11 protein-coding genes are annotated in these 12,506 nt (G+C 56.8%); 5 read left to right on the forward strand and 6 right to left on the reverse strand.

Annotated elements, in window-relative coordinates; translation table 11 throughout:
• Positions 1 to 168 precede the first annotated feature (168 nt).
• Positions 169 to 1,035, reverse strand: a complete 867-nt coding sequence (yieE, locus tag P349_RS11410) for a DNA-binding transcriptional regulator YeiE (RefSeq protein ID WP_024908171.1) — start codon at positions 1,033 to 1,035, stop codon at positions 169 to 171.
• A 97-nt stretch (positions 1,036 to 1,132) separates the two neighbouring features.
• On the opposite strand from yieE, the gene P349_RS11405 reads away from it, so the two are divergent.
• Together P349_RS11405 and nfo are read left to right on the forward strand one after the other, a co-directional pair.
• A complete protein-coding gene (locus tag P349_RS11405) occupies positions 1,133 to 2,179 on the forward strand; it encodes a YeiH family protein (protein ID WP_032646563.1) in 1,047 nt (348 codons plus the stop codon).
• Between the two features lie 64 nt (positions 2,180 to 2,243).
• The gene (nfo, locus tag P349_RS11400; protein WP_032646565.1) at positions 2,244 to 3,101 is read left to right on the forward strand and encodes a deoxyribonuclease IV; all 858 of its coding nucleotides are present in this window, start codon (positions 2,244 to 2,246) and stop codon (positions 3,099 to 3,101) included.
• A gap of 47 nt (positions 3,102 to 3,148) precedes the next feature.
• On the opposite strand, the gene fruA is transcribed toward nfo, so the two are convergent.
• From fruA to fruB, 3 genes are read right to left on the reverse strand one after another with little or no spacing between them, the layout of a single operon-like run.
• Positions 3,149 to 4,834, reverse strand: a complete 1,686-nt coding sequence (gene fruA, locus P349_RS11395; protein ID WP_032646566.1) for a PTS fructose transporter subunit IIBC — start codon at positions 4,832 to 4,834, stop codon at positions 3,149 to 3,151.
• Between the two features lie 16 nt (positions 4,835 to 4,850).
• A complete protein-coding gene (gene fruK / locus P349_RS11390; protein ID WP_023312480.1) occupies positions 4,851 to 5,789 on the reverse strand; it encodes a 1-phosphofructokinase in 939 nt (312 codons plus the stop codon).
• Positions 5,789 to 6,919, reverse strand: coding sequence for a fused PTS fructose transporter subunit IIA/HPr protein (gene fruB, locus P349_RS11385; protein ID WP_032646567.1), 1,131 nt, complete (start codon positions 6,917 to 6,919; stop codon positions 5,789 to 5,791). Before fruB ends, fruK begins: the two co-directional genes overlap by 1 nt.
• Before the next feature lie 361 nt (positions 6,920 to 7,280).
• On the opposite strand from fruB, the gene setB reads away from it, so the two are divergent.
• Complete coding sequence (setB, locus tag P349_RS11380; RefSeq protein WP_032646568.1) at positions 7,281 to 8,462, forward strand: sugar efflux transporter SetB; 1,182 nt, start codon at positions 7,281 to 7,283, stop codon at positions 8,460 to 8,462.
• On the opposite strand, the gene P349_RS0124435 is transcribed toward setB, so the two are convergent.
• On the reverse strand, positions 8,459 to 8,713 hold the full coding sequence (locus P349_RS0124435) for a YkgJ family cysteine cluster protein (protein WP_032645293.1): 255 nt from the start codon (positions 8,711 to 8,713) through the stop codon (positions 8,459 to 8,461). The two genes, setB and P349_RS0124435, sit on opposite strands and share 4 nt — an antisense overlap.
• Positions 8,714 to 8,876: 163 nt before the next feature.
• Here P349_RS0124435 and yeiP point away from each other — a divergent pair, with 163 nt between their 5' ends.
• Positions 8,877 to 9,449, forward strand: a complete 573-nt coding sequence (gene yeiP, locus P349_RS11375) for an elongation factor P-like protein YeiP (RefSeq protein ID WP_032646570.1) — start codon at positions 8,877 to 8,879, stop codon at positions 9,447 to 9,449.
• Between the two features lie 118 nt (positions 9,450 to 9,567).
• Here the strand turns inward: yeiP and uxuA are convergent, their stop codons facing one another.
• A complete protein-coding gene (gene uxuA, locus P349_RS11370; RefSeq protein WP_032646571.1) occupies positions 9,568 to 10,758 on the reverse strand; it encodes a mannonate dehydratase in 1,191 nt (396 codons plus the stop codon).
• 205 nt (positions 10,759 to 10,963) lie between these two features.
• Between uxuA and P349_RS11365 the strand changes: the two genes are divergently transcribed.
• Positions 10,964 to 12,430 carry a mannitol dehydrogenase family protein gene (locus P349_RS11365; protein WP_032646572.1) on the forward strand — a complete coding sequence of 489 codons (1,467 nt, stop codon included), beginning with the start codon at positions 10,964 to 10,966 and terminating at the stop codon, positions 12,428 to 12,430.
• The last annotated feature ends 76 nt before the right edge of the window (positions 12,431 to 12,506 follow it).

Below are 12,506 nucleotides of genomic sequence, written 5' to 3' on the forward strand. Positions count from 1 at the left end.
TGAAAATGCTGTCCATTTAATAAATGAGGCGCGATTGTAGCAGACGATCCGCGTTCCTTCCGGCAGAAATACTCAGTTATAAGAGAGCTTCATGACTCGGCCAAGATTATAAGTAAAGCATAATTTTTTCCTCTCCCCTTTGGGGAGAGGGTCAGGATGAGGGGAAGATTACATCTCGCAATAGCGCAGAAAACGCTGCAGCGAGCTGGAAAGGTGTTTCTGACGATGATGAATGCACCACAGCGTACGCACCAGCTTCGGCAATGGAACCGGGATTTCAACCAGCGACCCCGTTTCAAGCTGTTCGGCAATGACGCGCCGGGAAAGACAGCTGATCCCCAGGCCATGACGCACCGCGTGCTTGATGGCCTCAGAGTTCCCCAGCTCCATCCCTAACTGGAAATGCGGCAGATGGGAAAGCAGCAGATAATCGACAATTTCACGCGTGCCGGAGCCCTGTTCGCGCAGGATCCACTGCGCCTGCGCCAGGCGCTCCAGCGTCACCTCGCCCTGCAATAACGACGAGGCCGGGGACGCAAACACCACCAGCTCATCTTCCAGCCAGGGCTCGGCAATGATATCGACGTTATGGCAGGGTCCTTCGATGAGACCAATATCCACGCGGAAATCGATCACCGCGTTGATGACGTCCTGGCTATTGCCCACGCTCATCTCCAGCGGCAGAGTCGGGAAATCCCGGCGGTAGCGGGCAATCACTTCCGGCAGGATGTAGTTCCCGATGGTGCTGCTGGCATAGACGCGGATCGCACCGTTGTCTTCGCGGAACAGCTGCTCGATTTCGATAGCCTGCTCCAGCAGCGCCAGCGCGCGTGGATAAAGAAGACGGCCGTGCTCGTTCACCACCAGACGCTTCCCTACCCTGTCGAAAAGCTGAACGCCCAGTTGTCCTTCAAGATCGGTCAACGCCGCGCTGACCGCAGACTGCGAGAGCGCCAGCATTTGTGACGCCTGGGTCGTCGAGCCGCTTTTCAGCACCTCGGCAAACACTTCCAGCTGACGCAATGTAATGTGCATGGTTACTTACCACTTATATAGATTGATTATAAGTATATAATCAATTTTATTTTTAAGCCAGAGCGCCGTAACCTTTAGCCAGACAAAGGAGAAGGTTATGTCAGAAATCACCTTACAACATCATCGTACAGTGTGGCACTTCGTGCCGGGCCTCGCGCTTAGCGCAGCAGTGACCGCCGTTGCATTATGGGGCGGCAGCATCCCGGCTATCGCAGGCGCAGGTTTTAGCGCGTTAACGCTGGCCATTTTGCTCGGCATGGTCGTGGGTAACACCGTTTACCCACATATCTGGAAATCCTGCGACGGCGGCGTGATCTTTGCCAAACAGCACCTGCTGCGTCTCGGGATCATTCTTTACGGCTTCCGTCTCACCTTTTCGCAGATTGCGGATGTGGGCGTGAGCGGAATCGCCATCGACGTCCTGACCCTGACCAGCACCTTTTTGCTGGCCTGCTTTATCGGCCAGAAAGTCTTTGGCCTGGATAAGCAAACCAGCTGGCTGATCGGTGCGGGGAGCAGTATCTGTGGCGCCGCGGCGGTGCTGGCAACAGAGCCCGTCGTTAAAGCCGAAGCCAGCAAGGTGACCGTGGCGGTAGCGACGGTGGTGATCTTCGGTACGCTGGCGATTTTCCTCTACCCGGCCATGTATCCGCTGGTTGCCCACTGGTTTAGCCCGGAAACCTACGGCATCTATATCGGTTCGACCATGCACGAAGTGGCCCAGGTGGTCGCGGCAGGACACGCCATTAATCCGGACGCCGAAAACGCAGCGGTGATTGCCAAAATGCTGCGCGTGATGATGCTGGCCCCGTTCCTGATTTTCCTGGCCGCTCGGGTTAAGCAGCTGGCACCGGCAGACAGTAACCAGAAGAGCAAAATCACCGTTCCGTGGTTTGCGATCCTGTTTATCGTGGTGGCGATTTTCAACTCCTTCCACCTGCTGCCTAAAGCCGTTGTCGATATGCTGGTAACGCTGGATACGGTACTGCTGGCGATGGCCATGGCGGCGCTGGGGGTGACCACACACGTCAGCGCGCTGAAAAAAGCCGGTGCGAAACCGCTGCTGATGGCGCTGGTGCTCTTCATCTGGCTGATTGTCGGCGGCGGTGCCATTAACCTCGCGGTGCACAGCCTGATGGCATAAACCATCTCGTCCTTCTCCTGCTAACCCGCTATCATAAGCGTTTCGGGTTAGCAGGAGTTTTTATATGAAATATGTTGGAGCGCACGTCAGCGCTGCAGGTGGCCTTGCGAATGCCGCCATTCGCGCCGCCGAAATCGAGGCGACCGCTTTCGCCCTGTTCACCAAAAACCAGCGCCAGTGGCGCGCCGCAGCGCTCACCGCTGAAGTGATTGATGATTTCAAGGCTGCCTGTGAGAAGTACCACTACGGGCCAGGCCAAATCCTTCCCCACGACAGCTACCTGATCAACCTCGGTCACCCGGTTGAAGAGGCGCTGGAAAAATCCCGCGAGGCGTTTCTTGATGAAGTACAGCGCTGCGAACAGCTCGGGCTGACGCTGCTGAACTTCCATCCGGGTAGCCATCTGATGCAAATCGACGAAGATGCCTGCCTGGCGCGCATTGCCGAGTCCATCAACATCACCCTGGACAAGACCAAAGGCGTCACCGCGGTGATTGAGAATACCGCCGGTCAGGGCAGCAACCTCGGCTTCAGGTTCGAACATCTGGCGGCGATTATCGACGGCGTGGAGGATAAATCCCGCGTTGGCGTGTGCATTGATACCTGCCACGCGTTTGCCGCCGGTTATGACCTGCGCACCATCGAGGCAACGAAAAATACCTTTGATGAGTTCGAGCGCATTGTGGGCTTTAAGTACCTGCGCGGCATGCACTTAAACGATGCAAAAAGTGCGTTCGGCAGCCGCGTTGACCGCCACCACAGCCTGGGCGAAGGCAACATTGGCCACGATGCGTTCCGCTTCATTATGCAGGACGCCCGCTTCGACGGTATTCCGATGGTGCTGGAAACCATTAATCCGGATATCTGGGCAGAAGAGATTGCCTGGCTGAAGGCACAGCAAACCGCTGAACAGGCGGCATAAAAAAAGCCGGGTGCGTAATGCAACCCGGCTTTTTTGTTGTTTATCGCTTACGCTGCTTTTGCCACGACTTCCGTTTCCGGACGTTTCAGCACTGCGTAAGAGAGACCCGCCACCAGCGTACCGGCAACAATCGCCAGCAGGTAGCCCAGCACCGGCGTGATAGCGCCAGGGATCAGCAGCACGAACAGACCGCCGTGTGGTGCCATCAGCTTCGCGCCAATCGCCATGGAGATTGCCCCCGTTACCGCGCCACCCGCGATACAGCAAGGCAGTACACGCATTGGGTCACGGGCCGCGAACGGAATCGCCCCTTCGGTGATGAAGCACAGACCCAGCACCAGCGCCGCTTTGCCGCCTTCCTGCTGTGCTTTATCGAACTTACGACGGGCAATAATCGTCGCCAGGCCGAGCGCCAGAGGAGGCACCATACCTGCCGCCATGATGGCTGCCATTGGTGCGTAAGTCTGGGTACTCAGCAGGCCAACACCAAAGGCGTAAGCCGCTTTGTTCACCGGACCACCCATGTCGGTACACATCATGCCGCCGAGGATTGCACCCAGCAGAACCGCGTTTGCGGTACCCATGGTTTGCAGCCAGTGGGTCAGACCCGCCAGGATGCCCGCAACCGGCTTACCAATCAGGTAAATCATCGCCAGACCGACCACCAGGCTGGAAATCAGCGGGATGATCAGAATCGGTTTCAGCGCTTCCATACTCTGCGGCAGCTTGAGCTTCGAGCTGATGAGCTTCGCGACGTAACCGGCCAGGAAGCCCGCGATAATCCCGCCGATAAAGCCAGAACCCGTGCTCACGGCCAGCATACCGCCGATCAGGCCCGGCGTCAGGCCAGGACGGTCAGCGATGGAGAAGGCGATAAAGCCCGCCAGTACCGGCACCATCAGAGCGAAGGCTGAGCCACCGCCGATCTGCATCAGCGCAGCCGCCAGCGTCCCTTGTTCTTTAAACGCGGTGATACCAAACGCGAACGAGAGAGCGATACACAGACCACCCGCCACCACCATCGGCAGCATGTAAGACACGCCGGTCAACAGATGGCGATAGGCGCCCGCAGACTCTTTCTTACCTTCTGTCGCGGTTTGACGCGCGCCGGTTGCCTGATACGGCTTCGCTTCTACCAGCGCTTTATCAAACTCCTGCGCGGTCTTTTTCAGCGCCAGGCCGGTAGACGTACGGTACATTGGCTTACCGGCAAATTTCGCCAGGTCCACTTCGATATCCGCCGCCACGATCACCAGATCGGCCTCAGCCACTTCTTCTGGGGTGATAGCGTTGCCGGCACCGACGGAGCCACGCGTTTCAACTTTTACCCACCAGCCGCGTTTTTTCGCTTCGGTTTCAATGGCTTCAGCCGCCATAAAGGTGTGAGCCACGCCTGTCGGGCAGGCCGTCACCGCCACAATGCGTTTCGGACCCGTGGCCGCAACCGGTGCCGCTGCGACAGGCGCGCTGTAGACAGACGCATGACCTTTCGCTTCGCTCAGGAAGAGTTCCGGGTGTGCCACCGCGCGATTAATATCACCCAGCCACACTTTTTTGCCGTTCAGCGCACTGTCAGCCGGGATTTTGTCGCCCAGTACAATGGCCAGTTCTGCATCGCCTGGATTATCGATAATCTCCAGATGTGCTTTTTGTGCCGCCGCGCCCAGCAAGGTCTTCGCCATATAGGCGCGAGCCTGTCCGAGACCGGAGTCAATGATCAGCAGCGTTTTCATTATTCCTCTCCTGCTGTTAGTTAAAAGGTTTTAAGTCAACGCGCGCCATCATCGCGGCTAACTGGGTACGATCGGTAATACCGACGTTGCTCTGGCTGACGGCCAGGGCAGCAACGGCAGTGGCAAGACGTAAAGTATGTTCACTGGATTCACGCATCAGCAGACCATAAATCAGGCCGCCAACCATGGAATCCCCTGCGCCAACGGTACTCACAACTTCCATTGACGGCGGTTTGGCGATCCATTCGCCAGACGCGTTAACCCACAACGCGCCTTCTGCACCAAGCGAGATCACCACGTGAGCGATACCCTGCTCGCGCAGCGCATGGGCAGCGTCAATCACATCTTTTAATTCTGGCAGCTTACGACCCGCCCAGATCTCCAGCTCGCGGCGATTCGGCTTCACCAGCCACGGCGAGGCTTTCAGGCCCGCAACCAGCGCATCGCGGCTGCTGTCAAAAATGATGCACGGGCACTGGCTGCGCAGGCGCGTCATCCAGTCGGTAAACGCTTCCGGGCTCACGCCGGACGGCAGGCTGCCGCTGACGCAGACCATGTCAAACTGACCGAGCCAGGTCAGAGAATCGTTAACAAAACGCTCCCAGTCTGACGGCGTCACTTCGAAGCCAGAGAAGTTCAGGTCAGTCACTTCACCGTCTTTCTCCGTCAGCTTAACGTTGATGCGGGTACGGCCCTGAACAATCTGAAAACGGTTGGCAATGCCCAGCTCGCTGAACAGCTGCTGGAAACCATCCTGGTTATCTTTACCGAGGAATCCACCCACGGTGACGTCGATACCGAGATCCTTGAGCACTTTCGCGACGTTAATCCCTTTACCCGCAGCATGCAGGCCAGTGGTACGCACGAGGTTGACTTCGCCGCGCTCAATTTCCGGGCAAAATCCTACCAGGTCATAAGCCGGGTTCAGCGTAATAGTCGCAACACGTCTGCTCATTATGCGCCCTCCCCCAGACCCGCCGCGATGGCATCGCCAATCGCTTTCAGCGCCTGTTCAGCATCAGCCCCCTGCGCGGTGAAACGCAGACGGTGTCCTTTCTTCACGCCCAGCGCGACAACTTTCATCAGACTACGGCCGTTGGCCGGTTTGCCCGTGCCATCAAGGTTCGCCACGGTGATCTCACTCTCGAATTGTTTAATGGTATTCACCAGCATGGTGCCCGGACGGGCATGCAGGCCGTGCTCGTTACGTACCACGAACTCAGCGGTCTGCACGTCTTCAGTCGGTGCATCATCACTGGTCAGCAGTGCCAGCACGGTGGAGGCATCAGCGTTCAGCAGTTTTTCAGCTTTGTTGTTCAGCAGCAGATCGCCCAGACGCTTCAGCACGGAAACCGGCTGTTCATCATTCATCGCCACGGTCACCAGCATGGCTGCAGGCTCGCCTTCTACGTCAAACGCATTGGCCGCGCGGCTCACGGCGATAGCGCTGCGCAGGTTGCCTTCAGCACTGTCGTTCAGCCAGATACCCTGACCCAGATTCAACGGCTTATCGTTAATCACGCGCGTCACAAACGTGGCATCCGCCGCGCCGGCTTCTTTCAGACGGCCCGCGTTCAGCGCCTGCAGCGTCACCAGATCGGAGGCAACCACATCCAGCGTCAGCGTTTCATTATCCAGTTTCAGCGCTTCGCTCTGTTTTTCGCCCATCAGCAACGCACGCAGCTCTTCAGCTGTGGTTGCGGACTTAAGCTGTTCAGCCACATCGTCATCGCTCAGGACATGCGTCAGCTGACGCAGCAGGCCCAGGTGTTCGTCGCTGCTGGCCGCGATACCGATAGCCACATAGGCCACCTGACCGTCGCCCCAGAGCACGCCCTGCGGGAACTGATAAACCTTAACGCCGGTTTTCAACACCTGATCGCGGGTATCGGTTGTGCCGTGCGGAATGGCAATGCCATTGCCGAGGAAGGTTGAGGTCTGCTGCTCGCGCGCCAGCATGCCGTTGACATAGCCGTCCGCGACGTTACCCGCCTGCACAAGCGCAGCGGCAACCTGGCGAATAGCCTCTTCTTTATCCCCGGCCTGAGCGCCCGGGTGGATATCCTGAACAGATAACTGGAACATGGTTCTCCACTCCTGCTGAACTTGAATCGTTTCAGCTTTAATGAGAAAAAATGCGCTAGCCTGCTCCGTTTGTTAAAACAAGATAGCGCTGAAACGTTTCAAAAAGTCTTGCGCTTTCTGCAATGTCTTGCAAGTAAACTCGTATTTCCGATCTCAGAATTTAGAGATACAGCACATTTCTTCTTCGTTCAGCTGAATTTTGCTGAAGTTCAGCAAGCCAGTTTCAGCTAAGGTCAGCCGGGTGAGAGGTAAGTTGAAATGCCATTTTGATTTTTCGTGGCATCATTGACCGCACCCACTGTTTATTTTTTAGCTGACGGCGTAAACTCCGCCCCTCTCTGCTACTCGCTAATTATAAAACATGCATAACCCCCCTGCGGCGGTCTCGCCGAAGCCCTTTGATTTGACCTCTGCGGCATTCCTCGTTGTTGCCTTCTTCACGGGCATTGCCGGTGCGTTACAGACGCCGACATTGAGCTTATTCCTGACAAATGAGGTTCACGTCCGTCCGGCGATGGTAGGCTTCTTTTTTACCGGAAGCGCCATCATCGGCATCCTGGTCAGCCAGTTTCTGGCGGGACGATCCGACAGAAAAGGCGATCGTAAAAGCCTGATCGTTTTCTGCTGTCTGCTGGGGGTCATGGCCTGCGTTCTGTTTGCATGGAACCGCAACTATTTCATTCTGCTCTTCGTCGGGGTATTTCTGAGCAGCTTTGGCTCGACGGCAAACCCGCAGCTGTTCGCCCTTGCCCGCGAACACGCCGACCATACCGGCCGTGAAGCGGTGATGTTCAGCTCTGTCCTGCGTGCTCAGGTGTCGCTGGCATGGGTGATTGGCCCGCCGCTGGCCTACGCGCTGGCGATGGGTTTTGGCTTTACGGTGATGTACCTGAGTGCGGCCGTTGCGTTTGTGGCGTGCGGCGCGCTGGTGTGGTTCTTCCTGCCGTCCATGCGCAAAGAGCCGAAAGTGGCAACGGGCGTGCTGGAAGCGCCGCGCCGTAACCGCCGCGATGCCCTGCTCCTGTTTGTTATCTGCACGCTGATGTGGGGCACCAACAGCCTGTATATCATCAATATGCCGCTGTTTATTATTGATGAACTGCACCTGTCGGAGAAGCTGGCGGGCATCATGATGGGCACCGCGGCCGGGCTTGAGATCCCGACGATGCTCATCGCGGGCTATTACGCTAAGCGCTTCGGAAAGCGTTTTTTAATGCGCATCGCCGCTGTCGCCGGTCTGCTGTTTTATATCGGTATGCTGACGGTACATACGCCGGGGCTGTTGCTGGCGTTACAGCTGCTGAACGCCATCTTTATTGGCATTCTCGCCGGGATAGGCATGCTCTATTTCCAGGATCTGATGCCGGGTCAGGCAGGCTCAGCCACCACCCTTTATACTAATACCACCCGCGTGGGCTGGATTATCGCGGGCTCAATGGCCGGTGTCGTGGCCGAAATCTGGAACTATCACACGGTGTTCTGGATTGCGCTGGTGATGTGTACGCTGACGATGGGCTGCCTGGCGAGAATTAAAGACGTTTAAGGCGCGGTGAGCGTTTCAAGTTCAAGAAGGTACGTCATCGCCTGCTCTCGCGTGCTGCCGCACATTTCGGCAGCGGGCTGAAGCCCGGAGCAGACTTTCGGGCGCAACGGTGAGCCAAAGATCATGCACAGGTTCGTTTCCGAGAGCTGAACGCAGCGGGTATTGGCAGGCTTGCCCTCGGGCATTCCTGGAATGGGGCTTGAAATGGACGGTGCAGTACAGCACGCGCCACAATCGGGACGGCAATCCATAAATGCTCTCTTTCGCTGACGATCGCCCGCGAGTCGGGCATCGCGCGCACAGTAACACCTTTTGCGTATTGATAGCAAAAGCCACGAATTCCTCTTGCCTGAAAGGCCGCGCGCGAGTAATTTGGCGCGATATTTTTTACCTCCCGTAAACAGGATTACTGCAATGCCAAGAGCGAACGAAATTAAGAAAGGTATGGTGCTGAATTACAACGGCAAACTGCTGATTGTGAAAGATATCGACATTCAGGCCCCGAGCGCCCGTGGTGCAGCAACGCTGTACAAAATGCGTTTCGCCGATGTGCGTACCGGCCTGAAAGTGGAAGAGCGCTTTAAAGGTGACGATATCGTCGATACCGTGACCCTGACCCGTCGCTATGTTGATTTCTCCTACATCGACGGCAACGAATACGTGTTCATGGATAAAGAAGATTACACCCCGTACATCTTCACCAAAGATCAAATTGAAGAAGAGCTGCTGTTTATCCCTGAAGGCGGCATGCCTGACATGCAGGTTCTGACCTGGGACGGCGTACTGCTGGCGCTCGAACTGCCTCAGACCGTCGATCTGGAAATCGTTGAAACGGCACATGGCATCAAAGGCGCATCCGCCAGTGCCCGCAACAAACCGGCTACCCTGACGACCGGCCTGGTTGTGCAGGTACCGGAATACCTCTCTGCTGGCGAGAAGATCCGCATCCATATCGAAGAAAAACGCTATATGGGTCGCGCTGACTGATTGCGGCGTTTGTCGGGTGGCGCTATGCTTACCCGACCCACGAAAAAAACCGGCCCTGAAGCCGGTTTTTGTGTTTTTGTAGGCCGGGTAAGGCGAAGCCGCCACCCGGCAATTCCGGTTACAGCAGCTCCGGATACTTCGTCATCTTCAGCGCCAGCTCAACGCCGCGCACTTCCGCCATGCCTTTAAGACGGCCAATCGCCGAATAGCCCGGGTTGGTTTTCTTACGCAGATCGTCCAGCATCTGGTGACCGTGATCCGGGCGGAACGGGATAGGACGCACATCGCCCGCCTGCTTACGACGCGCCTCTTCCGCCAGAATGGCGTCTACCACCGCCACCATATTCACATCGCCGCCCAGGTGCGCCGCCTCGTGGAAGGTTTTTGGATTCTCTTCGCGGCAGGTCGCGCGCAGATGCGTGAAGTGGATACGATCGCCGAAGGTTTCAATCATCCGCACCAGGTCGTTATCCGCACGCACGCCGTAGGAGCCGGTACACATGGTAAAGCCGTTATAAATGCTGTTTACCGTCTCTTTCAGCCACTGCATATCTTCAATCGTGGACACGATACGCGGCAGGCCGAGGATTGGACGCGGAGGATCGTCCGGGTGCACGGCCAGGCGAACCCCTACTTCTTCCGCAACCGGCACGATAGCGCGCAGGAAATACGCCATGTTTTCACGCAGCTGCTGCTTATCAATATCGCCGTATTCCGCCAGGCGCGCGCGGAACTGATCCAGCGTATACCCTTCTTCAGCCCCGGGCAGGCCCGCAATAATATTACGGGTCAGCTTTTCGATGTCCGCGTCACTGGCAGCGTTAAACCACGCGCGCGCCTGCTGCTGCTCTTCCGCGGTGTAATCCGCTTCGGCGCCAGGGCGTTTCAGAATGTGCAGCTCGAATGCCGCAAAGGCAATCTGATCGAAACGCAGCGCTTTCGAGCCGTCCGGCATCTGATATTCAAGGTCGGTTCGCGTCCAGTCGAGGATAGGCATGAAGTTATAGCAGACCGTATCAATGCCGCAGGTCGCCAGGTTGCGAATGCTCTGCTGATAGTTAGCAATCCAGGTCTGGTACTCCCCTGAATGGGTTTTGATATCTTCATGAACCGGAATGCTTTCTACCACAGACCAGGTTAATCCCTTCTCCGCCAGCAGCGCCTGACGCTGTTGAATTTCCTCTACCGGCCAGACCTGACCGTTAGGAATATGATGCAGCGCCGTGACGACACCCGTTGCGCCAGCCTGACGCACATCATCAAGAGAAACCGGATCGTTCGGCCCGTACCAACGCCAGGTTTGTTCCATTGCCTCACCCTCTTAAGTTGTTATACCAATATGCGTTACTGCAATGACGACTACCATACATGTTTGCCGCTAAGGGTCAACATACCGCCACACATTGATTGATCAAACTCACAGAACGGGGATATTTACGGCTCACCAATTTCATTTGCTGTCATATAACTTTACACTGGCATTGTTAATTAATGGTTAATCAGGTGTGTATTTCATGAAGACAATTGCCTCCACCGCCCTTCCTGCCCGGGTTCAGCAACCGCGCTACGATCGCCAGTCATTACGCTCCCGCATCGTCCACTTTGGCTTTGGTGCGTTTCACCGTGCGCACCAGGCATTGTTAACAAATCGGGTGCTGAATGAAAAAGGCGGCGACTGGGGGATGTGTGAGATTAGCCTCTTCAGCGGCGACGTGCTGATGAGCCAGCTGCGCGCGCAGGATCACCTGTTCACCGTGCTGGAGAAAGGTGCAGAAGGCAATGAGGCGATTATCGTCGGTGCCGTCCATGAATGCCTGAACGCAAAGCTGGACTCCCTGCCCGCCATTATTGAGAAATTTTGTGAGCCTCAGGTCGCGATTGTATCGCTCACCATCACGGAAAAAGGCTACTGCATCGATCCCGCGACCGGGAAACTCGATCTGAATAACCCCCGGATCGTCCACGACCTTGAAAACCCCTCCGAGCCACATTCGGCCCCAGGGATCCTGGTCGAAGCCCTCCACCGCCGCCGCGAGCGCGGCTTGCCTGCGTTTACCGTGCTGTCCTGCGACAATATCCCTGACAACGGGCACGTGGTGAAAAACGCGGTGCTGGGCATGGCGCAAAAACGTTCCGCAGGGTTATCTGAATGGATTGATAGCCACGTGAGTTTCCCGGGGACGATGGTCGACAGGATTGTGCCCGCCGCAACGGAGGCCTCGCTGGCGGAAATCACCGACGCGCTGGGCGTGGAAGATCCGTGCGCCATCAGCTGCGAGCCGTTCATTCAGTGGGTCGTAGAAGATAATTTTGTCGCCGGGCGTCCCGAGTGGGAAGTGGCGGGTGTCCAGATGGTGCAGGATGTGCTGCCGTGGGAGCAGATGAAATTACGCATGCTCAACGGCAGCCACTCTTTCCTGGCGTATCTGGGGTACCTCGCGGGCTACGCCCATATAAATGAATGCATGGAGGACGCGGCGTTCCGTGAAGCAGCCCGTCGGCTGATGCTGGACGAGCAGGCCCCCACGTTGCGCATTAAGGATGTTGACCTCACCGCCTACGCCGATAGCCTGATCGAACGCTTTGCCAACCCGGCCCTCCAGCATCGGACCTGGCAAATCGCGATGGACGGTAGCCAGAAACTTCCGCAAAGAATGCTGGACGGGATCCGCATTCACCTTGAGCGAAAAACACCGTGGTCGCTGCTGGCCCTGGGCGTGGCTGGCTGGATACGCTACGTCAGCGGCACCGACGATCATGGCAACGCGATTGACGTGCGCGATCCCCTCAGCGATAAAATCCGCAAGATTGTTAACGCCAGCAGCGACGCTGACCGCGTTAACGCCCTGCTGGGGCTGAGCGAGGTCTTTGGTCACGATCTCGCGCAAAACAGCGTGTTTGTGGAGGCTGTCAGCCAGGCATACCAGCGCATTACCCGCCACGGCGCGCGTCAGGCTGTTATCGAAACGTTAAATCTTTAACGATTATTGCGTTTAATGCGAACGGATGAGGTCTCCGTTCGCCCTTCCCCTTCTCACAGGGCACGTTTTTCGCCAG

The sequence above is a fragment of the Enterobacter sp. DC4 genome (assembly GCF_000568095.1).
GTDB classification, from domain to species: domain Bacteria; phylum Pseudomonadota; class Gammaproteobacteria; order Enterobacterales; family Enterobacteriaceae; genus Enterobacter; species Enterobacter pseudoroggenkampii.